The organism is Pseudoalteromonas sp. Z1A2 (assembly GCF_011378755.1).
In the GTDB taxonomy this organism is placed as follows: domain Bacteria; phylum Pseudomonadota; class Gammaproteobacteria; order Enterobacterales; family Alteromonadaceae; genus Pseudoalteromonas; species Pseudoalteromonas distincta.
Window position 1 is genome coordinate 19,950 of record NZ_WTKX01000031.1, and the last position, 25,334, is coordinate 45,283.

Below are 25,334 nucleotides of genomic sequence, written 5' to 3' on the forward strand. Positions count from 1 at the left end.
CAACTAGACTAAAAGCCACTCACTGAGTGGCTTTTTTGTTTATAAAAGCGAGTGTTTCAGGATTAAGTATTTGTTTTGATATGTACTGCATACCACTTTTATTTTTAATAATAATACCTTGCTGGGTGTCTATTACTTCGCTTATATTTTGCCATTCTAATTGATAGCTTTTGTAATGATTAGAAGATTTAATACCTTCTTCATCAAAGGTAAGTGTTACCTCAGAGCCTGATGCTCTGCTGAGCATTTGTCTGGTTACCCACCATGGTCTGCGATAGTAAAAAGCGACGCATTCGAGTACCGCTAACATGATCATAAACGATCCTAAGTAATGATCGTCTAAAACATAAATGCCAAATAGACCAAGCGCAACTAACAACACAAGTAAAAAGTATTTAGGTTTTGCACGCTTACTATAAGGGAGTGACTCATCAAAACACTCGTAAAAGTAGGGTTTATCTAATGTGTAGGTGGTTGTGAATGCCATTTTGCCTTGCTTTAAATATCGTTTTTTTTATTTTAACAAGCTAACTGCTAAATGAGCAGCTTTATAGTCAGTGATTTTATTACTGGCACAAAAAAACGGCTCGAAAGCCGTTTTTTTAGCGGTACAAGAAGAATTAACAGTTAGTTTCTTCAGCGTTCACGCCTTCTTTAACATTTTCACATGCATCTTCAACAGAGTTTTGCACATCAGTTACTGCTTCGTCGATACGTTCGCCAGCATCTTCTGCATGGTTGTCTTCACAACCCATCATGAAAAAACCTGCAAATACTGCGATTAGTGCTGCTTTTAAAGTTGTAGAGTTCATAGTGTAATTCCTTGTAAGTATTAATTAAATTTTAGTGTTTGTTAGTTGAATGCTTTATCTACCTGGGTGATTTACCACGTAGTGCACCTGAAACTAATGAAATCACTAAAAGTACTAAAAAGATAAAAAATATAATTTTTGCTATACCAGCTGCGGCACCTGCGATGCCACCAAAACCTAACACTGCAGCGATTAAAGCAATAACTAAAAATGTAATTGTCCAGCGTAACATTGTTTTCTCCTTGGTTATCAAATTTGCTCATAATAACTAATGCCAGTTATATGCCAAAGTTTATTTGGTATAAATATCAATTGGTTATGGTTTTTCGCTGTTGTTCTAGTTATTAGTTGGTTAGTAACTTTTACGCTTTGTTATGTAAGTTATTCACACTGTTGCAAATAACTGCTAAATGTTCACTAAATAAACTTATTTTGGTAAGACCAATTAACAATTGGTGTGTGGCTTTGCACTTTATATTAAGAATTAGTGTTTATTTTTACTTAGCTTGATAGTTAATTAACAAATTCCATATAACTATTAGCTATAGTCGTTATTTCTTGTATGTATTGTAGAGCGCGTGATTGCTGAGTTATAGCATGTAAATTAATTGAGTGTTATGTTGTTTATTGTTTAATTGGTTTTACCAATTTACAAGATGTAGACAAAGCGATTAGTTTTGTTATTATCCAGTGAATAAATATTTAATTAAATCGATTTTTTATTTTCGATATGGGTTTCAAGGGGAGAAAAATGGATATAGGTGCTCTACTCACAACGGCTGGTAACTTAATGCTTACTGGCATGGTTGGGGTGTTTGTATTTCTGTCGATATTAATTGGTGCAGTAACGCTTATGTCTAATTTGGTGACGCGCTTTAGCGAACCTGACGTGGCGACACCAGTTAAATCACCATCTTTTAAATCTCAAGGTGTGCCTAATGAGCACATCGCTGCTATTAGTGCTGCCATTGCTCAGTACAAATCAAATAATAAATAAGGGGCACACACATGGCTAAATTAAAACTAACAGAATTGGTATTACGCGATGCTCACCAATCATTATTAGCAACGCGTATGCGCCTAGACGATATGCTACCGATTGCTAGCAAATTAGACGATGCGGGTTATTGGTCTATTGAATCGTGGGGCGGTGCTACATTTGACTCGTGTATTCGTTATTTAGGCGAAGATCCTTGGGAGCGTATTCGTGCACTAAAAAAAGCGATGCCTAATACTAAACAGCAAATGCTATTACGCGGTCAAAACTTATTAGGTTACCGCCATTACGCTGATGACGTAGTTGAAAAATTTGTAGAACGTGCACATAAAAATGGCGTTGACGTATTTCGTATATTTGATGCAATGAACGATGTTCGCAATCTAGAAACAGCTATTAAAGCGGCTGTAAAAGTAGGCGCTCACGCTCAAGGTACTATTTCGTACACAGTTAGCCCAGTTCATACACTTGATATGTGGCTAACTCTTGCAAAGCAGCTTGAAGATATGGGTTGTCACTCAATTTGTATTAAAGATATGGCGGGTTTATTAAAGCCGTACGATGCTGAAAAACTAATTAAAGCACTTAAAGAAACTGTATCTATTCCAATTGCTATGCAGTGCCACGCTACAACAGGTTTAAGTACTGCTACTTACCAAAAAGCAATTGATGCTGGTATTGATATGCTCGATACCGCTATTTCATCAATGAGTATGACTTATGGACATTCTGCAACTGAAACTATTGTATCGATAGTTGAAGGGACTGAGCGTGATACTGGGCTTGATTTAAACCACCTAGAAGAAATTGCTGCTTACTTTAGAGATGTACGTAAAAAATATGCGGCATTTGAAGGTAGCTTAAAAGGGGTTGATGGGCGTATTTTACTAGCTCAAGTACCTGGTGGCATGCTTACAAACATGGAAAACCAACTTAAAGAGCAAGGCGCAGCCGATAAGCTTAATGAGGTTTTACTTGAGATCCCACGTGTACGTGAAGATCTTGGCTTTTTACCTTTAGTAACACCAACGTCGCAAATTGTTGGCACTCAAGCGGTACTTAATGTGCTAACGGGTGAGCGTTATAAAACCATTACTAAAGAAACTGCTGGCGTATTAAAAGGTGAATATGGCTTAACACCAGCACCAATGAATAAAGAGCTACAAGAGCGCGTGCTTGATGGAGCGGAAGTTATTACTTGTCGCCCTGCTGATAACATTGCACCTGAGCTTGCAACGCTTGAAGCTGAGTTATTAAAAGAAGCACAAGAGCAAGGTTTAACACTTGCTGATGATCAAATTGATGACGTATTAACTTATGCATTATTCCCACAAGTTGGTTTGAAGTTTATTAAAAACCGCAACAACCCAGATGCATTTGAGCCAGTACCTTCTGTTGAAGATAAAAGCAGTAAAGCACCTTCTAAATCAGTTTCAAATAGTAACAAAGTGAAGGCTGAGCAGTACAGTGTAAAAGTAGATGGTAAAGTTTATGACGTAGTCGTAGCGCAAGGTGGTGAACTTAAAGAAGTAACATTAAAAGACTCTGAGCACATTCCTCAATCTGCTTCGGTTGCATCAGGTGAAACACTTAACGCGCCTCTAGCCGGTAATATTTTTAAGATTAAGGTAAAAGCTGGGCAAGTTGTTAACGAAGGCGATGTAGTGATTATTATGGAAGCCATGAAAATGGAAACTGAAATACGCGCTACGCATACCGGAACAATTGCTGAAGTGTTAGTTAGTGAAGGCGATGCTGTAACTACCGGCGACGCTATGATTGCATTAGCTTAGGAGTAAATAGAGGATGGAAGGTATTTTAAACCTCTGGAATGCGACAGGCATTGCTAACTTTACAATCCCATCGTTAATAATGATTGCGGTAGGGTGTTTATTACTGTTTTTAGCGATAGCTAAAGGCTTTGAACCACTATTATTACTACCTATTGGTTTTGGTGCAATTTTAACAAATGTACCAGTGGCAGGTTTGTCAGACCCAGGTGGGCTTTTGTACTACGTTTATTATGTGGGTATTGATACGGGGATTTTTCCGCTGTTGATATTTATGGGAGTAGGGGCGCTGACCGACTTTAGCGCGCTTATTGCAAACCCACGTATGTTGTTATTAGGTGCGGCTGCACAGTTTGGTATTTTTGCTACATTGTTTGGCGCTATATTACTTAACTATGTGCCAGGTTTTGAATTTACTCTACAGGACGCATCGGCTATTGCCATTATAGGTGGTGCCGATGGGCCAACAGCAATATTTTTAGCATCAAAACTGGCACCTGATTTACTAGGCGCAATAGCAGTAGCTGCGTATTCATATATGGCACTTGTGCCAATTATTCAGCCGCCAATTATGCGTGCATTAACAACCCCAGAAGAACGTAAAATAAAAATGCCAGAGCTTCGCAAAGTATCTAAAAAGGAAAAGATTATTTTTCCTCTTATGGTGCTTAGTTTAACGGCTATGTTTTTACCGGCTGCTATACCGCTGGTAGGTATGTTTTGTTTAGGTAACTTAATGCGAGAGTCGGGTGTTGTTGATAGATTAAGTAACAGTGCTCAAAACGAAATCATTAATGTTACAACTATATTTTTAGGCTTAGCTGTTGGTTCAAAGCTTGCTGCAGATAAGTTTTTAACTGTTGAGACGATTGGTATTTTAGTGCTTGGCGCACTGGCTTTTGCAATTGGTACGGCATCTGGCGTATTTATGGCAAAAGGACTTAACCGAATATCTAAAACGCCTATAAATCCATTAATTGGGGCGGCAGGTGTATCGGCTGTGCCAATGGCGGCACGAGTAGTTAATAAAGTTGGCCTTGAAAGTAACCCACATAACTTTTTACTTATGCATGCAATGGGACCCAACGTAGCGGGTGTACTTGGTAGTGCAGTTGCTGCGGGTATTTTATTAGCACTTGTTGGCTAAAAATGTAATTTAAAATAGATTAACCATTAAGCGCAGTTTACTGCGCTTTTTTTTGTTCTTAATTTGTTCACCGCTAAATGGTTTCTTGTTCAGCACTTTTTGTTTACAGTAACAGCTCTTCAACATTTTAAGGATAGTTATCATGCTTCACACGCCTTTAGCAAAGCACTTGCCTCACGTTAGTAAACTTGTATTTGGATGTATGGGTCTTGGCGGCGGTTGGAATAAAGACGCAATCACTGATGCACATGTTAAGCAAGCTCATGAGTGTATAGATAACGCCATTGAAGGCGGTATTAATTTTTTTGACCATGCTGATATTTATACTTTTGGTAAAGCAGAGCAGGTTTTTGGTAAAGCATTAAGTGAGCGGCCAGAGCTTAGAGAGCACATGTATATTCAATCTAAGTGTGGGATTCGATTTGAAGATGACTTAGGGCCAAAGCGCTATGATTTTTCCCCAAAGTGGATTGAGCAATCAGTTGAAGCATCATTAAAACGATTAAATACAGACTATTTAGACGTACTTATGCTGCATCGCCCTGATCCACTCATGGAAGTTAACGAAATTGCTCGTATATTTAGTTGCTTAAAAGAAAGCGGTAAAGTGCGCAATTTTGCAGTATCGAATATGCAGCAGCACCAAATGAACTTTTTACAGCACGCACTTGATATGCCGATTGTGGCTAACCAAATTGAGGCTAGTTTACAAAAACATCAGTTTGTTGATGAAGGTGTATATGCCGGTAACAGTGACGGTAAAGATCTTAATTTTACACCAGGTAGTATTGAGTACTGTCGACATTTTGAAATCCAAATTCAAAGCTGGGGTAGTTTATGCCAAGGCTTGTACAGCGGTAGTGATTTATCAAACGCATCTCAGGCAGATATAAACACCAGTCTTTTAGTTAATAAGCTGGCTGCACTTTATGAAACCTCTGCTGAGGCAATTGTACTTGCATGGTTGCTTCGCCATCCCGCATCTATTCAGCCAATTATTGGAACAACTAATGCTAAACGGATTAAAGCCTCTTGTGATGCTGTAAACGTAGAGCTAACTCGTGAGCATTGGTATGCACTTTATGTAAGCGCTAAAGGCCACGAATTACCATAAGTAGGGCGTTAATATGAACATATTCGTTATTTTAATTGGTTTGTTTGTTGCGCTGGCGATACTTATACCCTTGCTTGAAAAGTATCAAAGTAAAATAGGGCTTGATGGCGCAACCAAATACAGTAAATATATTTGGCCATTAGTGATGGTGTCTTTAGTTATTCAGCTCATTTATGTACTGATGTACTAATGGTTTATAGCGTATACAAAAAAGCCTTTGCAGGTTAAACCTGCAAAGGCTTTTTTAATGTTTATTGATAAACTTTATTTAAGTGCTAACTGTAGCTCGCGATTGCGCTCAAGCTGGGCAATAAAGTTATCAGCAATAGGTTTAAACTTGGCAAGTTCTGAGCGAGGTAATGGCTCTGACTTAGGAAGTTTTACAGTTTTAGGATTACGGTGAACGCCATTTACTAAAAACTCATAGTGCAAATGTGCACCAGTAACACGACCTGTAGAACCTACAGTACCAATTTGTTGGCCCTGTTTAACTTTTTGGCCCGTTTTAACTAGCTTCTTATTTAGGTGTAAGTACTTAGTTACATATTGCGTGCCATGGCTAATAAATACGTAGTTACCGTTGTACTTGCTGTAACCGGCTTTAATTACTTTACCGTTACCAGATGCAACAACAGGTGTGCCAGTGCGTGCAGCAAAGTCGATACCACGGTGGGCTCTAACTTGCCCAGTAACAGGGTGTAAGCGGCGAGGATTAAAGCTCGAACTAATATATTTAAAGCTTACAGGCGCACGTAAAAATGCTTTTTTCATGCTACGCCCTTCAGGCGTATAAAAATTGCCGTCGGTATGGCGAATAGCTGCAAAGCGCTGACCTTGGTTTACAAATTCAGCTGCAATAATTTTACCAGTACCAATAAACTCGCCATCAACATAGTGAGACTCGTAAATTAAGCCAAATACATCGCCTTTACGAATGTCGTTTGCAAAATCAACATCCCAACCAAATATGTCAGCAAAGTTCATTATTTGGCGTTCGCTTAAACCTGCTGCAATTGCTGAAGTCCAAAAATTGTTAGATATTTCGCCGCCAGCGGTTTTGGTTAGCGTTTCAATTTCTTTGCTATCAATAGCTGTATCGTAATTACCTTCTTCGTTTAAGGTAACAAATAAAGTATCGGTTTTTGAAATCACATAGCGCAGTTGAGCTAAGGAGCCATCTTCAGCTGTCGCAAAACTAAGTATTTCACCTGGGTGAATTTTAGTCAGCTTGCGAGTCTCAGCATTAGTGTTAATTAGTTTATGAAGCGTTTGAGCCGAAAAACCAGCACGCTTAAAGATAATTGCTAAATTGTCGCCATTTTTAACTTTATGATCGACAAAGTCGTATTCTGGTAACTTTTCTGCTGCTTGCTCTGAATTTAACTCAGTTAATTTTTCGTTGTTATCAACTTTAACTTGTAACTCATAGCGCTTACCAATTTCTAGTGCATTTGCACTATTGTCTTTGGATGCAGTGGCTTTTTCAGAAGGAAGAAAGGCTAAGCCAACAATAGCAGAAACCAAACCTAGAATAAGCAATTTGTGTTTTTTGGGGAGCGTGTGAACCACGTGAACCATAACGTGCCTTTTTCTGCTGTCAAGATAATAAATACATAATATTGCAGGATATACTTAATAATGTACGAATACTAGTGTTTTGTAGATTTAAACTGACCTTAAACTACGCTAAAATCGGGCTTAGAAAGCCTTTTTTAACGCTCTACCTAGCTAAGACTCAATTGATTTAGTTTAGTTGCATGAATCACTTAAAAAGTTGTTTTAATTAGGTAGAAATTTGTTATGTTAGCTACATCTATTTATTCGGTTTAAACCTTTATTAAACCGTGACTACGCAAGTAACTAGTCGCCCCTTCGTCGGCAGAATTTTGGAGTAATACACAGTGGATTTACAAACCGCTCTAGCAGAGATAAAACGCGGTGCAGAAGAAATATTAATTGAAGACGAACTAGTTGAAAAACTAAAGTCGGGCAAGAAGCTAAAAATAAAAGCAGGCTTTGATCCTACAGCGCCTGATTTACACTTAGGACACACTGTACTAATTAATAAAATGAAAACCTTTCAGGATTTAGGTCATGAGGTTATTTTCTTAATTGGTGACTTTACTGGCATGATTGGTGACCCAACGGGGAAAAACGTAACGCGTAAACCACTTACTCGTGAAGACGTACTAGCCAATGCCGAAACATATAAAGAACAAGTATTCAAAATTCTAGATCCTGCTAAAACCACTGTTGCATTTAACTCTACTTGGATGGAAAAGTTAGGCGCTGCAGGCATGATTAAACTTGCTGCAAACCAAACCGTAGCACGTATGCTTGAACGTGATGACTTTAAAAAGCGTTATGGAAGCGGCCAACCAATTGCAATTCATGAGTTTTTATATCCACTGGTACAAGGTTGGGATTCGGTTGCACTAGAGTCAGATGTTGAACTAGGTGGTACTGATCAGCGCTTTAACTTGTTAATGGGCCGTGAGCTACAAAAAGTAGAAGGTCAAAAGCCGCAAACAGTATTAATGATGCCATTACTTGAAGGTACTGACGGCGTTCAAAAAATGTCTAAGTCGCTTGGTAACTACATTGGTATTACTGATGCACCTAACGATATGTTTGGTAAAATAATGTCAATTAGTGATGTGCTAATGTGGCGTTACTACGACTTATTAAGTGCGCTTTCTATTGAAGAAATTGCAGCTCAAAAAGAACGTGTTGATCAAGGTACGAATCCGCGCGATATTAAAATTGAACTAGCTAAAGAGCTAATTGCTCGTTTTCATAGTGAAGCTGATGCACAAGGTGCACATGATGATTTTATTCAGCGTTTTCAGAAAAAAGCGTTACCAGATGAAATCCCAGAGCTAACAATCACTATTGCAGAAGATACTATTTTAATTGCTAACTTGCTTAAAGAAGCAAATTTAGTATTAAGTACATCAGAAGCAATGCGTATGATTAAGCAAGGTGCAGTTAAACTTAACGGTGAAGATAAAATCACTGATACCAAACTTGAAATAGCAAAAGGCACAACGGCTATTTACCAAGTAGGTAAACGTAAGTTTGCAAATATTACTGTAGCTTAAGCACAGTTTAAAAACTAAAAAACCAGCCTCGGCTGGTTTTTTTTGTGCTCGTATTTTGAGCCCTTTAAATCAATTTTAATATTTCAATGCTGGCTATTACTAACAACCAAAATACACGGGCCTGATTTAACCTATTAATTATTACAGGTACATCCTCGGGTGTAGGTAGTCTATCAGTGCCAATACGCATTTTATTAAAGCGAGTACCTAAATAAACTGCAGGCCCGCCCAGCTGCACGCCAAGTGATGCAGAACATGTGCTTAAGAGCCAGCCTGTATTTGTTTGATAAAAATGCCTGCCATAATGCTTTATATAATGCATGCTTTGTTTGCTTGCTCGACTTGCTGCAATAGTTAAAGCGAGTAAGCGCATCGGAATGTATTCAATAATAAACAAGAGTGTTTTAAGCGGTTTTAAAAAGTAACTATTTGGGGGGATATCACTACGCCATGCTTGTTGTATTAAGGTAAGTAACCGATAGGCAAGGGCAGCAATAGGACCAAATGCTAAAAATATAAATATGACTACGAAATAGTATCGAGCAGTGCGCAGTATTAAGCTCTCAGTTAATGCTTTGATAATACCAGCAGATGAAAGCCTATTAACTTCACGGGCAAGCAGTGGCTTTAGTAATTCGCGCGCTGTGGATTTTTGATTTTGTTTAGTTAGCTTTGCAATGCGAAGTGCTTTTTTATCAATGCTCTTACTTTCTAAGCATAAGTATAAAATAAGGCCAGCGAGTAATTCAGGATAAAAAGCAAACTCGAGTAGCAACACTACAATAATGAGAATGACACTTAAAATAAGTGAGCTTGCGAGTATAGCTGCCAAATATTGATAGCTTTTAGGTTCTTTGCTTTTGTATATACGTTTGCCAATAGCACTAAAAACAGCATTTAACGCCGTATTAGGATGATACCAGCTAATAAGGGGAATAAAGCGCTCAGCAAGGAGCGCTAGTATAAAGGCAATAAAGTCCAAGTGATTTTGAACAATATTGCTAAGCATTTACAGAGATACTGCTGTAAGCTTTTCTAAAAGTGCAACAACCATTTTAGATGAGTTGATTGATGCTGTTTCTAGGTATTCTTCAAATGATTGTGGTGACTCTTTACCAGCAATATCAGACATTGAGCGAATTACAACAAATGGTGTGTTTAGCGTAAAACACGTTTGTGCAATTGAAGCGCCTTCCATTTCAACAGCAAGCATTGTAGGAAAATCACTACGTGCTTTATCAATGCGTATAGGGTCACACATAAATGTGTCACCAGTACAAATTAAGCCAACGAGTGTTTTAACATCACTGATTTGTTCGATAGTTTGCTGTGCTGCTTCAACTAATTTAGGGTGTGCTGCAAAGCCTGCCGGCATTTGTGGTACTTGGCCAATTTCGTAGCCAAAAGCAGTTACGTCTACATCGTGGTGACGTACTTCTGACGAAATTACTACATCGCCTACACTAAGAGAAGGATCGAATCCACCGGCTGAGCCTGTGTTAATTATGCAATCAGGTTTGAAGTTATCGATCAGTAAGGTAGTTGCAATAGTTGATGCGACTTTACCAATACCAGATTGAACAAGTGTCACCGTGTTACCAGCCAACTCGCCAGTATAAAAAGTGAAACCTGCTTTAGTTAAAATTTGTGGGTTTTGCATAGCTTCACGTAAAATTTTAACTTCTGGCTCCATTGCGCCAATAATACCAACATTCATAAAGTTTAATTCCTGAGTTTGAATCACTTGATTATACGTGAAGTTAGCAATAAAAAACAAAAAAGCGAGCTTGTTTATGAGCTCGCTTTAAATACTTTTTAGGAGAGTATTTAATTCGTTTTTTAAATTTCAGCTAACGCGGTGGTTTGCGCTTTAGCCTGAGAAGGTGAAAGTACCGCTGGCTTATGTGAGCGGTTACGAACAGGGCGCTGAGTTTGTGTTGCTGCAGGCTTACCAAGTTTAAACATAATTGCATCGCGTACTTCAGAAGGGCGGTAGCCCGATTTAACTTTCATACGAATATGTGGAATGCCCGCAGACTCTAGTGCACCGTTTACAAACCAGTCGCGTTGAGCTTTGTGGCCATCTTTGTTGGCATTGTTAACTAGGTCAACAGCAGCAATGATTGTTAGTTTTTCTTTATCGATTAATACAAAGTCGAGTTGCTTATTTTTAGCTTTAGCTAAAGCAGCACGTTTAGACTTTACTGAAAGGCCTTGCTTACAGTCAATAACGTCGATTAACTTAACGCGACTAACAATTTTATATTGATCGCCAACAGCACGCTCGAGAAGATTTAAAAAAGCGCCTTCAACCTGCGTAAAAACAGTTTGCTTGCGAGTAAAAGGATACGGGTTTCCGCCATCGTCATTAAATTTTGACGCAACAACAGAGGCCCCGACAACTAATACTAGGATTAATAATAAAGCGAATTCCATACGGTAACTCCATAACAACAAATTGACACTGCTCAAACAAAGCAATTTACGTGCCTAAAAAGTATGGGTTATAAAATAATTACCGACTGGTTTACAAGCAATAGCTACACAGCGATTAAGCTTTGTAGCCTCCTTTAATACCCTTTACTGCAATAGCTACAGCATCGTGTGCATGCAGTGACTCATAGTGGTTTATTTGCAGCCAATAATCACTGTAATGGTTTGCCTCTAGCAATGCTTTAATTTTACGCGCTGCATCTTCACAAAACATAAGGTTTTGACCATTCAAACGGGCAAATTCTTGCTCATCTTCACGTTTTACTGCTGCTTGTACTGGTGTTTTAAGCTCAGCTTCAAGAGTGTTAATTAGCGTAACTACGTCAAATTCTTGAATGTTGCTATCAAGCTTTACTTTTACGTTGGCAATAGAGCGCTGCGAGTGGGGAGTCGCTACAATACCTTGTGTAGTGCCTAGCCATTCGTGCACATCTTTTTGGCTTAAGGTTTCTTGGTTAAACTTTTCGTTAAACGCGTTTTGTATAAGCTGGCGCGCAAGTGCAGCAGAGCATGGGCACGTTGAAGAATAAGTAACATCTACGGTTAGCTCGTAGCTAATAACGTTATTTTCAATTGTACTGGTAAGTACAACTGGGTAGCTTTTCCAGCCCGCTTTGCCACTTAATAGTGACTTACGGCGTAGCGGTAATTCAAATTTAAATTCAATTTGTGCTTTATTGCTCAGCCCTTCGTGGCTAGTTATAAAGGTATCGAGTGCCTGCGCTATTGTTTGCGGATTGACTTGCTGCTCGGTTGAAAGCAGATCAAGTGCCAAAAATAGACGTGACATATGAATGCCTTTGGCATCTTCTTTATGTAAATTTACAAATGCACGCGCTTTGGCGTTTACTGTAACTGGAGATAAGTCTCGGGATTCAAAAATAAATGGCAGTTCTATTTCGCCCATGCCAACCCAGTCTAATTTACCTGTTTGTAAAGCGGGTGCAGTGTCTGCTATATCTGGCATATTGGTTTGCATGTGCGCTACTCGTATTTTGGGGATAATAAAGCGGGGCATTTTACACTAAATAATTTATTGCTGAAATGATGAGTTTAATAGATGAGCTAAATCAAACATGAAAAATTCTGTTTTTATCGCACAACGTGAGTAGTGGTAGGAGAAAAATGCTAAAATCTGGGAAAATGGTATGTTTATACATACGCATTGCCTTCTTTATATTAAGTACACAGCTAAGAGATAAAATTACGTATGACCGATTATTCTTTGAGCCCTTGGGCTCGGGTACTTTCCAGCTCAATAACGCGATTTGGTGAATTTAAAACCGCTGCTATTTGTTACACTTTATTTTTAACTGTATCTCTTATTTTATCGAGCATGTTTTATTATGTGGCGATAGGCGAATTACACCTTGTTGATATTTTAGCCGTGGTATTTTTTACGGCTGTAGTGTCTCCTTTAATAATAAGTGTGTTGCTTAATTCAATTCGACAACTAGATGCCTCATATGCTTATTTAGATAGCGCCACCAAGCAAGAAAAGCTTTTAAATCAAACCCTAAAAGATAACATTAACCGTCTAAACATCGAAATTGATGAGCGTAAAATGGCATTTCATGCCAAGCACCGCGCTATTGAAGAACTACGACGAGAAATTGCTGAGCGTAAAAAAACACAACAAGAACTTGCTCAACAAAGCATGCTGCAGCGCTCAATAGTTGATTCATCTCCTGATTTATTTTATTACCGCGATAACAATGGCGTGTTTGCTGGTTGTAATAAAATGTTTGAAGAAGTAATGGGCAAATCAAGTAGCGAACTAATTGGCAAAACGGTTGAGCAAATATTCCCTAGTCAGTTTTTATCTGAAGTTTTGAAAACCGATAAAGAAGTAGAGCAAAGCCATAAAGCACTAACCATTGATGTGGGTTATGAGGTAAATGGCGAAACGCGTTGGTTTGAGCTGCGTAAATTACCTTTTATAAATGATGAAGGTGATTACATTGGTCTACTGGGCTTTGGTCGTGATATCACAAGTCGTAAGGAGGCCGCTCAAGCGCTCGAAACGGCCTATAAAGACAAAGGTAAGTTTATTGCCACATTAAGCCATGAACTACGTACACCGCTCAATGGTATTGTTGGTTTAACACGAATGCTGCTTGATACTGACTTAAACAAACAGCAGCGTAGTTGGGGTAATACTATATTTTCGAGTGCTGAAACGCTTGGCAATATTTTTAACGATATTATTGATTTAGACAAAATAGATAGAGATCAGCTCGATATAGTGACCAACTCTATTAACGTATCAGACTTTATAAATGACGTTGTTAACTTTGCGGGCTTAATCGCGGAGCAAAAAGAGCTAGAGTTTGATATTAAGCGCAATGGGGTGCTGGATATTTACGCACAGCTCGACCCAACTCGCTTACGCCAAGTTGTTTGGAACTTAATTAATAATGCCGTTAAGTTTACACAGCAAGGAAAGGTAACACTTGAATGTAGCCGAGAAAACAGAGTTGAAGGCCCATGGTTAGTTATGAAAGTATCGGATACCGGCCAAGGTATTCCGCCAGAGCAGCTTGCTCATATATTTGATATGTATTACAAAGCGCCAGATTTAAAAGGGACTAACGCAATAGGTTCCGGTATTGGTTTGGCTGTAACTAAGGCACTTGTAAGTGCGATGAAAGGGATAATTACAGTAAATAGTACTGAGGGCGAAGGAAGTTGCTTTACAGTTCAAATACCGCTTAGTCTATGTGTAGCACCAACAGAGCAAAGTTATGTTGGTCGTGGTTTGTATATTTTACTAGTAGAAGATGTACCTCTTAACGCCGAAATTGCTACAAACTTATTAGAGCAACGCGGGCATGAGGTGTTGTGGGCTGAAACCGGTGAAGATGCACTCTCGTTTGTCGAAACTGAAGATGACTTAGATTTAGTATTACTTGATATGCAATTGCCTGATATAAATGGTGACGTAGTTGCCAAGCAAATACGCTCAGATAGTCACTTTGATAAATTACCTATCGTGGCACTTACGGCCAATGTTCGTAGTGCTGAGGAAGAGCTTGAAGGCATATCAATACAAGGGGCGCTTGCTAAACCAATTAACACGGTGAAGCTTGATAAAATGCTGGCTGATTTATTTGGAATTAAGCAAAGTGAATGCACAGAGCCGCTGTTAAAAGTAAGTGAAGAAGCCCTTAAAGGCATTGATGCACACTTATTAGATATGGAAACAATAGAAGACTTTGTCAATTCGATGGGCTTAGTTGTGTTTAGACGCAGTAGTCAGCTATTCGAAAAGCTAAGTCCACAATATCAGCAAGAGTTACTTACTTCATTAAATACTGGTGATAGAGAAGAGTATGAATCAGTAGCGCATAAACTCAAAGGTGCGGCTGGCTCAGTAGGTCTTAATGATGTGCAGCTTCATGCCAAAATAATGGAACATGGTGCGATTGATGAATCTAATGAGGTGTTAAAGCAGTGGTTAGATATTCTGGCAGATAAAATAAATGAAGGACAAAAAGCCCTTCATTTATTTTTACAGCAATTAGAGTGAAACTAATTAGCTCTAATTAAGCGTCAATTTTACCAATGAAACGGTAACCTTCACCATGGATGGTGCTGATTAACTCAGACGTTGAGTTATCACTTTCAAAATGCTTACGAATGCGACGAATAGTAACGTCAACAGTACGGTCATTTGCGCGAAGCTCACGGCCTGTCATGTGCTTAATTAATTGCTCACGGCTGAAAATGCGACCTGGAGAATCAAGCATTAAACGAAGTGCTCTGTACTCACCTTTAGGTAAACGCTTAGCGTCGCCATTTGGAGAAGTAAGACAACGGCTGTTTTCATCAAGTTCCCAACCATTAAACGTAATAACACCATTTGTTTCTAGTGCTGACTCTTCACCACCTAAGGCAGTACGAGTAATAAGGTTGCGAGCTCTGATAGTTAATTCACGCGGGTTGAACGGTTTAGTAACGTAGTCATCTGCGCCAATTTCAAGACCTAAAATACGGTCAACATCGTTATCACGACCAGTTAGGAATATAAGACCTACTTTACGCTTTTGGCGTAATTCACGGGCTAAAATAAGACCGTTTTTACCAGGAAGGTTGATATCCATAACTACAAGATTAACGTCATCGTTATTTGTAAGCTTGTCATGCATATCATCGCCATCAATGGCTTCAATAACTTTGTACCCTTCAGCTTCAAATAAACTAACTAGGTTCAGTCGAGTTACGTCTTCATCTTCTACGATTAGAATGACTGGCGTTTGCATTATTAATTAACCTTTTGGAATATATTATTTATAAAAAATCGGTGACTAATTTATAACCGATTACTAGAGATTATAGGATTATACCCATTTGTTAACAAGGAAAAAACAAATTGGATAAAAATAAAACAGTAGGGTGTCCAAAGTCTACTAAAAAAGGGCAGTGCAAAAACTACTGTTTAATTGATATATACATGGATGTAGCTATTTGAATCATAAAGTCGAAGCCATTTTCCTTTGATAATTGACATATCATTCAATTAAACAAGGTACTTAAAATAATCAGACTAATTCAAAGCAAAACTATATCACTTTTTAACCTTTTAACCTTTCATCAATGTATGTGATACAGCAAAGATAAAAAAGTTCATAAATCGCTTGGTAATATTTATTTAAAGCAATTAAATAATGTTACGCACTTATCACATGCCTCATTAATGAGGTCATTAAATGCTAATTCAAGGATAAATTTTAAATATATGCACTTTTTAATGATCTTTATTTAAGGAATAGTAATTATAAAGCGAGCACCGCGTTTTTCTTCAAGATCAAACATCACTCTTCCGCCAAGTGCTTGTGTTACTAGGTTATAAACTAAGTGCATGCCTAAGCCACTTGCGCCTTGCCCGCGCTTTGAAGTTACGAATGGGTCAAAAATTCTATTTTTAATGTTTTTGTCAACGCCCTGACCATTGTCAGAATAAACGATTGTTAATTTTTTCCCGACGAGTTCTACGTCAAAGCGAATTTCATTGTTTTCTTTACCTATAAATCCATGAATTACAGAGTTCATAAGTAACTGCTGAAAAACTTGTTGTAGAGGTTCAGACTTACTATGAATAGCCAAGTCGGTCGGACAGTTGATAGTTACAACAGGCTTTTTGGGCAATAATTCAGATTGAATCGATGTTAAAACATCACTTATTAATTTGTGCACATTAATATAGGTATTTACACCGTCATCTTGAATAACCGCTACTTTTTTAAAGTTAGATATAAGGTCAGCTGCACGATTTAAGTTGCGGTAAATTAAATCTAAGTTTTCAATACCTTCATCTATAAAGCGTTTTAGATGGCTTGAGGTAAGTTTTTTGTCATCAAAGCTTTGCTGTATGTCTGCTAGTTTATCTCTAAGTAACGTAGAACCGGTAATACCTAGCCCTATTGGTGTGTTAACTTCATGGGCAACACCTGCAACCATTTGCCCTAAAGATGCCATTTTTTCGTTTTCAACAATTTGTGTTTGGTATTGATGCATCCGCTCAAGAGTTGATAAAAGCTCTTGATTTGCCTCTCTAAGGGCGATTGTTCGTTGGTTTACTTTTTCTTCAAGGCTTAGGTTTAGTTGTTTGATTTCTTGCTTATCTTTTTCGTGGCGTTCAAGTTGTTTTTTTGTACGCGTAAGCATGATATTTAAACTATTTGAAAGAGCACTTATTTCTTTTACATCAGTTACTGGTGCGCGTGCATCGTAGTTATGATTTTTAGACACATCCTGCAATAACATGCTTAATTGCTCTATTGGCTTAGCTATACGTCGTTGAACTTTAATAGCAATAAAGTAAACAAGCGCCAGAATTAATAATGTTAATAACACGTCTATTAATATTTTTCTCTCAATATAAACCTCTAAACTCTCGAGGCTTCCTCGCATATACACATAACCTACTACTTGTTCGTTATCGTAAATAGGGCGGGTTAGCTCAATATGGTCACTCGTAATTCGTGGTGTTTTTAGCTCTTCTACACTGTCTATTCTCAGTGGCACAGGAGGTGTTTTTTTAGCATTAAAGCTAATAAAGAAAACAGGCTTTTGGGATGCTTTTTCTATTGAGTAAATATGTATGTTTTTTACAAGAGGGATCTTTTCAAATGACTTGAGGCGTTTTTCTTCTGTTTTACGATCATCTTCAATTACCGATTGCCCAGCATCAAAAGCTACAATTTCAGAAAGAATAACAAGCTTATTAACTATTAATTGCTTTTGTTCTTTCACGCTTAAATACGTAGAGATAGAAATAGATAACGATAAGCAAATAGCTGTAATAAGCATGATCAAATTAATGAGTGCTTTTCGAATGCTACTTTGATGAACTTTTTTAGGCATTATTTCATTATCGCCTGAGTTAATTTTAATTATTTAGAGTTTTAGTTTAGCAAAGACGTGGAAAAATGAAGGAAAAAAACTAAATTAATTCTTATATTTATTCGAAAGTTAGCTTGAGCACGTTTGTGCTCAATCATTTTACAAATTTAAATTAGCTGCTATATACAGCAAATTTATTGTTCTTAAATACAGTTTGATAGCTTTCAAACTGAGTTTCTAAAATAGGCGGGTACTTTAAAAAGCTGTTAGCAACAATATTTAGCTTCCCTAATTTAGTTAAATGCTGTTTTGCATTAGCTAAAAATGTTTCTGCTACTGTGTAGTCGGTTGCAATACCAGTATGAAAAGGTGGATTGCTAATAATTAAATCAAACTTGCCATTAATGCTTTTAAGGCCGTCACTTAATATAGCCTCACCATTGATGTTGTTAAGCTTTAGGGTTTGCTGTGTTGCATAAGTTGCCAGCGCACTTACATCACTACACACAAACTCAAGTGCTGGATTATGAAGCCCTAAAAAAGTTGCTATTAAACCTGCGCCACAACCAAAGTCGAGAACTTTGCCTTGCTTAATTGTCGGTGCGTTTTCCAGTAGAACTTTCGTTCCTATATCTAAGCTACCGTGATTAAACACTCCAGGAACACTAATAGCTGTAAATTCAGTGTCGGCAACATTAACAACAAACTTTTTATGGTAAGTCGTAATATCAAAGTGATGGTGCTTAGAAATTTCAGCAAATGAGTAAAGAACGCAGTGCTTAGCTGAATCAATCTTGTTACTAAACTCAGCTTTACCAGCTAATTGCTTTTCAATTGACTTAACACCACTTTTGTTTTCACCTACTACTAATAGTTCGGCATCATCAGTAATAGCAGACCGAATATTATCAAGTGCCATTAATAACTCTGGTTTTGATTTAGGGTAGTAAAGAATAACTAAATCGTAGTCGTTACCAGGTATTGTGTGGCTTACATGAACATCAACATCTTTGGTGTTCTTAGCAAACTCTCCGTTAGCATGGTTGTAGCTAAACGCAGTTACTTTGCTTTGCGGATTAAGTTTTTTAAGCTCTGTTAAAAAGCCATCTTGAACAAAGTTGACCACCAAGATAGATTTGCCCGTTAGTGCCTCGCTATTACGAAGTAACAGTAAACTTGGGTTGGTTAGTACGCTCATAAATGGCTTTGCCTTACAGTATATTTAGTTTTATAAAAGTAAAAGTGAGTAATTAAATTTAATTATTCTGTGCGCTCAAACATTAAATCCCACACGCCATGACCTAGGCGATGTCCGCGTTGCTCAAACTTAGTAAGCGGGCGCAAATCTGGACGAGGAACATAATCATTTGTTTCTGATTGGTTTTTAAAACCAGGAGCTACATTCATTACTTCGAGCATGTGCTCTGCGTAGTTTTCCCAGTCTGTTGCCATATGAAAAACGCCACCCATTTTAAGTTGGGCTCTTAGCTTTTCAACAAACTCAGTTTGTACAATACGGCGTTTGTGGTGACGCTTTTTATGCCAAGGGTCAGGGAAAAATAGTTGTAGTGTTGTTAAGCTTTCATTAGGTATGCAATCTGCAAGTACTTCAACTGCATCGTGTTCAAAAATACGTAAGTTGGTAATGCCTGCTTCATCGGCATCCATTAAACAAGCACCAACGCCTGGGCGGTGTACTTCAATACCGATAAAGTTTAGGTGAGGGGCATTTGTTGCCATTTCGACAAGCGACTTACCCATACCAAAACCAATTTCTACTACTACTACATCGTTGTTGTTGCCAAAAACTTCGCTTAAATCAAGCATACCGTTTTTATGCTCTAGGCCCATTGTTGGCCAGCATTTTTCGATTGCAGCGGCTTGGCCTTTGGTTAATCGACCTTCGCGTTTTACAAAACTGCGAATGGTGCGGATGTATTTACCTTCTTGCTTAGCTTGCTCAAGGTTAGTGTTGCTTGATTCACTCATATTATTGGCCTGACAAAAACAATGTGTTTAAAATTGGTTGCATATTATCCCTGACCGAGGCCGCAATCACAAGTATTAGCTGGTTTTACACCCCGTATAGCTTGATCTTTTTGTTAACTGCAATAGACTGAGCCGCCATTGGGCATCAGTAAAAGTTAAAAATGTTGGATTTAAATAAAGAACAGTCACACTGCTTTTCTAATCAAGTTGTTGATTGGTATCACCTTCATGGGCGTAAAACACTCCCGTGGCAGCTAGGTAAAACACCTTATAAAGTGTGGGTGTCTGAAGTAATGCTGCAGCAAACCCAAGTTATTACTGTTATTCCATACTTTGAAAAGTTTATGCAAAGCTTTCCAGATATTATCGCTTTAGCTGATGCGGATGAAGACTTAGTACTGCATCACTGGACCGGCTTAGGGTATTACGCTCGTGCGCGTAACCTACACAAAACAGCTAAAATAGTGCGTGACAAATACCAAGGTGAGTTTCCGAAAACACTTGAGGAAGTAATGGATTTACCTGGAATAGGGCGCTCTACTGCAGGGGCTGTTTTATCATTGTCGCTTGGACAGCATCACCCTATTTTAGATGGGAACGTGAAGCGAGTTTTAGCGCGCTATTTTATGATTGAGGGCTGGTACGGCGTTAAAAAAGTCGAAAACCAGCTTTGGCATTTATCAGAGCAGTTAACGCCTAAAGATAATGTTACTGAGTTTAATCAAGCTATGATGGATTTAGGGTCTAGCGTTTGCTCACGCAGCCGGTTTGATTGCGAGGCTTGCCCATTAAACTCAGGCTGTGGTGCTTTTAATGCAGGTAAAGTAAAAGAGTTTCCACATTCTAAACCTAAAAAAGCAGTTCCTAAAAAGAGTTGCCATCAGTTAATTATTCAGTGTGGTGATAAAGTGCTTATGGAAAAACGCCCTAACAGCGGTATTTGGGGCGGATTGTTTGGTTTTTTTGAATTTAATGAGTACGAAGAGCTTCAAATATTTTTAGCTCAGCAAGGCCTAGAGGCTAGTTTAGTAGAGCTTGAAGCGTTTATTCATGTGTTTTCACATTTTGAATTGAGGATTAACCCGCATGTGCTCAATGTTAAGAAAACTCCTGATGTGGTAAACGATAAGCAATTAATCTGGTATCCGCTTGATCAATCAATAGAGGTTGGCCTAGCAGCGCCAACTAAAAAGTTGGTTAAACAAATTACAGCAATAGTATAGAATAGCCCCATATTTAGCGTTAGAGAGAATCAATCATGGCACGTACAGTATTTTGTCAAAAGTTACAAAAAGAAGCCGAAGGGCTTGGCTTTCAGTTATACCCTGGTGAAATTGGTGAAAAGATTTTTAATAACATCTCTAAAGAAGCGTGGGCTCAGTGGCAACATAAACAAACAATGCTTATTAACGAAAAGCATTTAAATATGATGGACCCAGAACACCGCACATTTTTAGAAGAGCAAATGGTTGGCTTTTTGTTTGAAAATAAAGATGTAGAAATTGAAGGTTATCGACCGCCTGAAAAGTAATGTTTTAAACATAAAAAAAGGGCTATTAAGCCCTTTTTTTATGTTTATTTATTCATTTAACTCATCTTCTTGCTCAGATATTTTAATTTGTTCCTTTAAAAATTGAGCAGCTTTAGAGTATTCAATTTCCAGCTTATCTCTTAACTCTATTAATTCATCGGTTGTGAGTTCACCTTCTTTACATTTATCTTCAAATGCACTTGAAAGTTCTGCCACCGTTTGGGCACCAATTGTCTTGGAGATCGATTTTAATTGATGACACCCCTCAATAATCTCATTTAAATCGTTAACCATAACGCCGGAATTAATACTCTTAATTAAGCCTTGGCTTTGTTCTAAATACATTTTGAAAAAACGAATTTGCTTAGCGTCATCACCGTTTACATATTTGGCAACAGCTTCCATATCAATAGGTAGTGCCATAGTTTGATGAATAACTACATTTGGGTTTTGGCTTTGTTTATCGCTCCAACGTTTTAGAGTTTCTTCTAACGCGTTTAGCTCTATAGGTTTGGTAATGAAGTCGTTAATACCTACTGCTAAACAGCGCTCTTTTTCGCCTTTAAGTGCGTTTGCTGTTACTGCAATAATGTAAGGCTGTGCATCAATCGATTCTAATAACTCTGCTTCATTACGGATTTTTTCGACCATATCGTAACCCGACATTTTAGGCATGTGTAAGTCGGTTAAAATAAGTGAGTAATCACCTTTTCTCCACATATCTAGACCTTCTTCACCGTTGTTAGCTATTTCAACGCCAAAGCCCAGTATATGTAGTTGATCGGTGAGGACTTGTTGGTTTAGAAGGTTATCTTCAACAAGTAGAACCAATTTGTTTGAATTACGTGCCTGCTCAACATTTAAATAGTTATTAAGTGTTTTGGTTTTTTTAATTTGCTTAGGTGTATGTAACCCTGCAGCCACCAATATAGAAAGCATAAAGTTAGATTTACATAGAGGAGAGGCATTAATATAAAAAATGTTTTTATGATTTATAGCTGCTTCATCAAGCTTACTTAGTACAACAACTTGTTGGTTATAATCCTCTAATGAATAAAATAAACGTCTTAGCAGCGCATTAGTTTTATCCATATTGTCTATGCCATCAGCTACCCAAATAATATCTTGTGAATGCTGGTGCTCTTCAATTTCTTCTTCTGTGTGTGCATAAATTATTTTAGCGCCCATGAACGATAAATAACGGTACATTGTTTTTTCACGTTCTAGGTGATTACTAACTACAACAATTTGCTTACCATTTAATGCACCTTTATGTGCGTACTTAATTTTACCCGATGTGCTAAACGGCAGCTCTACTGTAAACTCACTGCCAATTCCGGTATGACTAGTTACATGAATAGTACCTAGCATAAGCTCAGTTAAGCTTTTACAAATAGAAAGACCTAAACCGGTGCCACCATATTCTCGGGTAATTGAGTTTTCGGCCTGAATAAATGGATTAAATATTTCGCGAAGTTGCGTCTGCGACATGCCTTTACCGTTATCAGTTACGCAAAAGCGTAAGGTAAAGTGATCAGTCGTATTATGAACCACCTCTACTGATATTTTTACATGGCCTTGGGTTTTTTCATCAGTGCTAGTGAATTTAATTGCGTTGCTACATAGGTTATAAAGCACCTGACGTACACGCACACTATCACCGGTAAGGTTGACTGGAATATCTGGTGCTATTGCTAGTTCTAAATCAAGCTCACGTTTTTTAGCAACTGATGAGAGCACTCGAGCAACTTCTTCAATGGTATCGGTTACCGAAAATGGGATCGGGTCAATATTTAGCTTTCCAGCCTCAATTTTAGAAAAATCTAAGATATCATCTAAAATGCTCAATAAAGAAAATGCTGATTCACGAATAATTGTACTTAAACGATGTTGAGCGCCATCAAGTTCGGTCTGGCGCAGTAAATCAATAGTGCCTATAACACCATTCATCGGTGTTCTTATTTCGTGGCTCATTGTGGCTAAAAAGGTCGTTTTGGTTTCGCTTGCTCGCTCTGCTTTTAATGTGGCTTGCTCAAGCGCTATAGTACGATTTTGCACTTCGGCTTCTAGGCCATTTTGTAATTTATAAAGCTCTTTTTGTGCGGCGTCATTCTCACTCATCGCAGTCTGTACTTTTTGTAGCAGTAAGTTAATGTTTTTTGCCACTACACCTAAACCAATATCAAGCTGCTCATCAACACTACTATTGTAATTAGCATTTTCGGTGATTGCCTGCAGCTCTTGTGTAAGAGTGTCAGTACTTTTTCGTAAGCGACTATTAATGTACATATTAAACATTAAAGTAAATATAAATAATGCAGCTACGCTTGCTATCGCAATAATGTAGGCAATAACTTGAGAGTTTTGAGCGCTTAAAGGAGCGGTTGGTAGGTTTTGCTTAATAATAAGCTCGCCAATAGGTTGATCGTTTAACAGCAGTAAGTGGTGTAGGATGCCTTCTTCTACTAGATGCTTTTCAGTTTTAATTGAAGCGATAGCAGGTTTACTGCTGCTATATACCAACTGAGTATCTGATGTAGCATTGAAGCGATATAGAGTATATTCAAAGTCATCATCTAATAACGACGTTAAATCAAGTAACTGCCTTACTTTACCTTGACCATACATAGTTAATGCATCAACCATAGGTAAGTCTAATCTATCGGCAAGCGTTACAATATTAACAGATGATGCAGGTTGGGCTGTCTTAACTTCAGTTTGTGAATAAAATGAGTGGGCAATAATAGCAAGCGCTGTTACTGCAATATTTATGATTAAAAAAAGAGGTAATAAGCCTTTGACTGGCGATGAAAATTTACTCTGCATTGATTGTTTCCAATTGATGTGATTTTACTACGATAAGTCCCTATCGTACGTATCTAAGCTAATCGTAACATTTACAAAAAATAATTCACTACGGTTTTAGTCTGATTTATTTATATTTATAGTTCGATTTGTGGTAAAAATGAACGTTATTAATAAAAAATACACTGAGTTGTCTGAAAACCGTTCAAACAGTTATAAAGAATAAAAAAAAAGTTGACTTGTAAGGGCAAAACTCGTTTAATACGCCGCACGCCCAGATAGCTCAGTCGGTAGAGATGAGTGGGAATTGCATTAAAAATACTTTAAGATTTTTAATTAGCACTGTTTAAGTGCCTCGATAGCTCAGTTGGTAGAGCAGAGGATTGAAAATCCTCGTGTCCCTGGTTCGATTCCGGGTCGAGGCACCATTTATTAAAGTAGTGGTGTTTAATCAACAGTTTAAACATTATTACGCGTGCCTTAGCACACAGTTTTGTGTGCCGACTTAGCTCAGCTGGTAGAGCAACTGACTTGTAATCAGTAGGTCAACCGTTCGACTCGGTTAGTCGGCACCATTTATATAAAGTTAATTGTAAAGTATAACAATTAATTAGCACAGTTTATGTGCCTCGATAGCTCAGTCGGTAGAGCAGAGGATTGAAAATCCTCGTGTCCGTGGTTCGATTCCGCGTCGAGGCACCATTTACTTTAAGTTCTCAATCTTTAAAATTGAACGTGCCTTAGCACACAGCTTTGTGTGCCGACTTAGCTCAGCTGGTAGAGCAACTGACTTGTAATCAGTAGGTCAACCGTTCGACTCGGTTAGTCGGCACCATTTATTTAAAGTAGTTTGAAAAGAAAAACTGTAATCAGTAGTCTGTTCAAATTACCCGTCGACTCGGTTAGTCGGCACCATTTATTAAGTTAAAGGTTAATTTCGTTAATCTGTAACTAGCACAGTTTATGTGCCTCGATAGCTCAGTCGGTAGAGCAGAGGATTGAAAATCCTCGTGTCCGTGGTTCGATTCCGCGTCGAGGCACCATTTATTGAAAAGCCTTGCTTATGCAAGGTTTTTTTTATTTTAAGTGCTTTATAAAAGTTCTCAATCTTTAAAATTGAACGTGCCTTAGCACACAGTTTTGTGTGCCGACTTAGCTCAGCTGGTAGAGCAACTGACTTGTAATCAGTAGGTCAACCGTTCGACTCGGT

The 25,334-nt window shown here is 38.1% G+C and carries 22 protein-coding genes and 5 tRNA genes; 14 read left to right on the forward strand and 13 right to left on the reverse strand.

The genetic code is table 11. The features are described 5' to 3' along the window. Window positions 1-19: 19 nt before the first annotated feature. The 3 genes from GQR47_RS17520 to GQR47_RS17530 form a co-directional block, all read right to left on the reverse strand. Entirely contained in the window at window positions 20-487 is a 468-nt protein-coding gene (locus GQR47_RS17520; RefSeq protein WP_024597681.1) for a YcxB family protein, read from the reverse strand. A 133-nt stretch (window positions 488-620) separates the two neighbouring features. Next, on the reverse strand, window positions 621-812 hold the full coding sequence (locus GQR47_RS17525) for a hypothetical protein (RefSeq protein ID WP_002961938.1): 192 nt from the start codon (window positions 810-812) through the stop codon (window positions 621-623). A gap of 58 nt (window positions 813-870) precedes the next feature. After that, window positions 871-1,044 (reverse strand): DUF1328 family protein, encoded by a 174-nt coding sequence (locus GQR47_RS17530; protein ID WP_002961939.1) that lies wholly within the window; start codon window positions 1,042-1,044, stop codon window positions 871-873. A gap of 519 nt (window positions 1,045-1,563) precedes the next feature. On the opposite strand from GQR47_RS17530, the gene GQR47_RS17535 reads away from it, so the two are divergent. The 5 genes from GQR47_RS17535 (at window position 1,564) to GQR47_RS17555 (ending at window position 6,050) form a co-directional block, all read left to right on the forward strand. Further along, window positions 1,564-1,809 (forward strand): OadG family transporter subunit, encoded by a 246-nt coding sequence (locus GQR47_RS17535; protein ID WP_002961940.1) that lies wholly within the window; start codon window positions 1,564-1,566, stop codon window positions 1,807-1,809. Window positions 1,810-1,820: 11 nt separating this feature from the next. Further along, on the forward strand, window positions 1,821-3,602 hold the full coding sequence (gene oadA / locus GQR47_RS17540; protein WP_024597682.1) for a sodium-extruding oxaloacetate decarboxylase subunit alpha: 1,782 nt from the start codon (window positions 1,821-1,823) through the stop codon (window positions 3,600-3,602). Window positions 3,603-3,615: 13 nt separating this feature from the next. Further along, complete coding sequence (locus tag GQR47_RS17545) at window positions 3,616-4,746, forward strand: sodium ion-translocating decarboxylase subunit beta (protein ID WP_002961942.1); 1,131 nt, start codon at window positions 3,616-3,618, stop codon at window positions 4,744-4,746. Window positions 4,747-4,888: 142 nt separating this feature from the next. Then, window positions 4,889-5,860 (forward strand): aldo/keto reductase, encoded by a 972-nt coding sequence (locus GQR47_RS17550; protein WP_024597683.1) that lies wholly within the window; start codon window positions 4,889-4,891, stop codon window positions 5,858-5,860. Window positions 5,861-5,873: 13 nt separating this feature from the next. After that, window positions 5,874-6,050 (forward strand): hypothetical protein, encoded by a 177-nt coding sequence (locus GQR47_RS17555; protein WP_164487640.1) that lies wholly within the window; start codon window positions 5,874-5,876, stop codon window positions 6,048-6,050. Window positions 6,051-6,124: 74 nt separating this feature from the next. Here the strand turns inward: GQR47_RS17555 and GQR47_RS17560 are convergent, their stop codons facing one another. Beyond that, the gene (locus tag GQR47_RS17560; RefSeq protein WP_024597684.1) at window positions 6,125-7,438 is read right to left on the reverse strand and encodes a peptidoglycan DD-metalloendopeptidase family protein; all 1,314 of its coding nucleotides are present in this window, start codon (window positions 7,436-7,438) and stop codon (window positions 6,125-6,127) included. Window positions 7,439-7,761: 323 nt separating this feature from the next. Here GQR47_RS17560 and tyrS point away from each other — a divergent pair, with 323 nt between their 5' ends. Next, window positions 7,762-8,961 (forward strand): tyrosine--tRNA ligase, encoded by a 1,200-nt coding sequence (tyrS, locus tag GQR47_RS17565; RefSeq protein ID WP_024597685.1) that lies wholly within the window; start codon window positions 7,762-7,764, stop codon window positions 8,959-8,961. A gap of 64 nt (window positions 8,962-9,025) precedes the next feature. Here tyrS and ampE read toward each other — a convergent pair whose 3' ends face one another. The 4 genes from ampE to folE2 all read right to left on the reverse strand — a co-directional run bounded on the left by ampE (window position 9,026) and on the right by folE2 (window position 12,433). Further along, window positions 9,026-9,970, reverse strand: coding sequence for a regulatory signaling modulator protein AmpE (ampE, locus tag GQR47_RS17570; RefSeq protein ID WP_024597686.1), 945 nt, complete (start codon window positions 9,968-9,970; stop codon window positions 9,026-9,028). Next, on the reverse strand, window positions 9,971-10,678 hold the full coding sequence (gene mtnN, locus GQR47_RS17575) for a 5'-methylthioadenosine/S-adenosylhomocysteine nucleosidase (protein WP_024597687.1): 708 nt from the start codon (window positions 10,676-10,678) through the stop codon (window positions 9,971-9,973). A 122-nt stretch (window positions 10,679-10,800) separates the two neighbouring features. Continuing rightward, the gene (locus GQR47_RS17580; protein ID WP_002962552.1) at window positions 10,801-11,397 is read right to left on the reverse strand and encodes a DUF2726 domain-containing protein; all 597 of its coding nucleotides are present in this window, start codon (window positions 11,395-11,397) and stop codon (window positions 10,801-10,803) included. A gap of 115 nt (window positions 11,398-11,512) precedes the next feature. After that, window positions 11,513-12,433, reverse strand: coding sequence for a GTP cyclohydrolase FolE2 (gene folE2, locus GQR47_RS17585; RefSeq protein WP_024597688.1), 921 nt, complete (start codon window positions 12,431-12,433; stop codon window positions 11,513-11,515). A gap of 231 nt (window positions 12,434-12,664) precedes the next feature. Between folE2 and arcB the strand changes: the two genes are divergently transcribed. Continuing rightward, window positions 12,665-14,983 carry an aerobic respiration two-component sensor histidine kinase ArcB gene (gene arcB / locus GQR47_RS17590; protein WP_024597689.1) on the forward strand — a complete coding sequence of 773 codons (2,319 nt, stop codon included), beginning with the start codon at window positions 12,665-12,667 and terminating at the stop codon, window positions 14,981-14,983. Between the two features lie 16 nt (window positions 14,984-14,999). Here arcB and arcA read toward each other — a convergent pair whose 3' ends face one another. From arcA to trmB, 4 genes are all read right to left on the reverse strand, one after another. Next, on the reverse strand, window positions 15,000-15,716 hold the full coding sequence (arcA, locus tag GQR47_RS17595; protein ID WP_002962549.1) for a two-component system response regulator ArcA: 717 nt from the start codon (window positions 15,714-15,716) through the stop codon (window positions 15,000-15,002). A 499-nt stretch (window positions 15,717-16,215) separates the two neighbouring features. Beyond that, entirely contained in the window at window positions 16,216-17,820 is a 1,605-nt protein-coding gene (locus GQR47_RS17600; RefSeq protein WP_024597690.1) for a HAMP domain-containing sensor histidine kinase, read from the reverse strand. A gap of 151 nt (window positions 17,821-17,971) precedes the next feature. Further along, complete coding sequence (locus GQR47_RS17605; protein WP_024597691.1) at window positions 17,972-18,997, reverse strand: methyltransferase; 1,026 nt, start codon at window positions 18,995-18,997, stop codon at window positions 17,972-17,974. Between the two features lie 62 nt (window positions 18,998-19,059). Next, entirely contained in the window at window positions 19,060-19,788 is a 729-nt protein-coding gene (trmB, locus tag GQR47_RS17610; RefSeq protein ID WP_165724219.1) for a tRNA (guanosine(46)-N7)-methyltransferase TrmB, read from the reverse strand. A gap of 161 nt (window positions 19,789-19,949) precedes the next feature. Here trmB and mutY point away from each other — a divergent pair, with 161 nt between their 5' ends. Together mutY and GQR47_RS17620 are read left to right on the forward strand one after the other, a co-directional pair. Continuing rightward, window positions 19,950-21,011, forward strand: a complete 1,062-nt coding sequence (gene mutY / locus GQR47_RS17615) for an A/G-specific adenine glycosylase (RefSeq protein WP_024597692.1) — start codon at window positions 19,950-19,952, stop codon at window positions 21,009-21,011. A 35-nt stretch (window positions 21,012-21,046) separates the two neighbouring features. After that, window positions 21,047-21,319, forward strand: a complete 273-nt coding sequence (locus tag GQR47_RS17620; protein ID WP_002962543.1) for an oxidative damage protection protein — start codon at window positions 21,047-21,049, stop codon at window positions 21,317-21,319. Window positions 21,320-21,367: 48 nt separating this feature from the next. Here GQR47_RS17620 and GQR47_RS17625 read toward each other — a convergent pair whose 3' ends face one another. Then, window positions 21,368-24,145 (reverse strand): ATP-binding protein, encoded by a 2,778-nt coding sequence (locus GQR47_RS17625; protein ID WP_024597693.1) that lies wholly within the window; start codon window positions 24,143-24,145, stop codon window positions 21,368-21,370. 331 nt (window positions 24,146-24,476) lie between these two features. On the opposite strand from GQR47_RS17625, the gene GQR47_RS17630 reads away from it, so the two are divergent. From GQR47_RS17630 to GQR47_RS17650, 5 genes are all read left to right on the forward strand, one after another. Then, a tRNA-Phe gene (locus GQR47_RS17630) sits at window positions 24,477-24,552 on the forward strand. Between the two features lie 71 nt (window positions 24,553-24,623). Next, window positions 24,624-24,699, forward strand: a tRNA-Thr gene (locus tag GQR47_RS17635). A 51-nt stretch (window positions 24,700-24,750) separates the two neighbouring features. Beyond that, window positions 24,751-24,826: transfer RNA gene (locus tag GQR47_RS17640), tRNA-Phe, on the forward strand. 57 nt (window positions 24,827-24,883) lie between these two features. Next, window positions 24,884-24,959 (forward strand) — tRNA-Thr (locus GQR47_RS17645). Window positions 24,960-25,091: 132 nt separating this feature from the next. After that, window positions 25,092-25,167 (forward strand) — tRNA-Phe (locus GQR47_RS17650). Window positions 25,168-25,334 lie beyond the last annotated feature (167 nt).

Coding starts and splice junctions, on each gene's coding strand:
- ampE (WP_024597686.1), bottom strand. CDS start 9,970: ATGCTTAGCAATATTGTTCAAAATCACTTGGACTTTATTGCCTTTATA.
- GQR47_RS17525 (WP_002961938.1), bottom strand. CDS start 812: ATGAACTCTACAACTTTAAAAGCAGCACTAATCGCAGTATTTGCAGGT.
- mutY (WP_024597692.1), top strand. CDS start 19,950: ATGTTGGATTTAAATAAAGAACAGTCACACTGCTTTTCTAATCAAGTT.
- GQR47_RS17560 (WP_024597684.1), bottom strand. CDS start 7,438: ATGGTTCACGTGGTTCACACGCTCCCCAAAAAACACAAATTGCTTATT.
- mtnN (WP_024597687.1), bottom strand. CDS start 10,678: ATGAATGTTGGTATTATTGGCGCAATGGAGCCAGAAGTTAAAATTTTA.
- folE2 (WP_024597688.1), bottom strand. CDS start 12,433: ATGCAAACCAATATGCCAGATATAGCAGACACTGCACCCGCTTTACAA.
- GQR47_RS17620 (WP_002962543.1), top strand. CDS start 21,047: ATGGCACGTACAGTATTTTGTCAAAAGTTACAAAAAGAAGCCGAAGGG.
- oadA (WP_024597682.1), top strand. CDS start 1,821: ATGGCTAAATTAAAACTAACAGAATTGGTATTACGCGATGCTCACCAA.
- GQR47_RS17605 (WP_024597691.1), bottom strand. CDS start 18,997: ATGAGCGTACTAACCAACCCAAGTTTACTGTTACTTCGTAATAGCGAG.
- GQR47_RS17550 (WP_024597683.1), top strand. CDS start 4,889: ATGCTTCACACGCCTTTAGCAAAGCACTTGCCTCACGTTAGTAAACTT.
- GQR47_RS17580 (WP_002962552.1), bottom strand. CDS start 11,397: ATGGAATTCGCTTTATTATTAATCCTAGTATTAGTTGTCGGGGCCTCT.
- GQR47_RS17555 (WP_164487640.1), top strand. CDS start 5,874: ATGAACATATTCGTTATTTTAATTGGTTTGTTTGTTGCGCTGGCGATA.
- GQR47_RS17545 (WP_002961942.1), top strand. CDS start 3,616: ATGGAAGGTATTTTAAACCTCTGGAATGCGACAGGCATTGCTAACTTT.
- GQR47_RS17535 (WP_002961940.1), top strand. CDS start 1,564: ATGGATATAGGTGCTCTACTCACAACGGCTGGTAACTTAATGCTTACT.
- arcA (WP_002962549.1), bottom strand. CDS start 15,716: ATGCAAACGCCAGTCATTCTAATCGTAGAAGATGAAGACGTAACTCGA.
- arcB (WP_024597689.1), top strand. CDS start 12,665: ATGACCGATTATTCTTTGAGCCCTTGGGCTCGGGTACTTTCCAGCTCA.
- GQR47_RS17625 (WP_024597693.1), bottom strand. CDS start 24,145: ATGCAGAGTAAATTTTCATCGCCAGTCAAAGGCTTATTACCTCTTTTT.
- trmB (WP_165724219.1), bottom strand. CDS start 19,788: ATGAGTGAATCAAGCAACACTAACCTTGAGCAAGCTAAGCAAGAAGGT.
- GQR47_RS17520 (WP_024597681.1), bottom strand. CDS start 487: ATGGCATTCACAACCACCTACACATTAGATAAACCCTACTTTTACGAG.
- GQR47_RS17530 (WP_002961939.1), bottom strand. CDS start 1,044: ATGTTACGCTGGACAATTACATTTTTAGTTATTGCTTTAATCGCTGCA.
- GQR47_RS17600 (WP_024597690.1), bottom strand. CDS start 17,820: ATGCCTAAAAAAGTTCATCAAAGTAGCATTCGAAAAGCACTCATTAAT.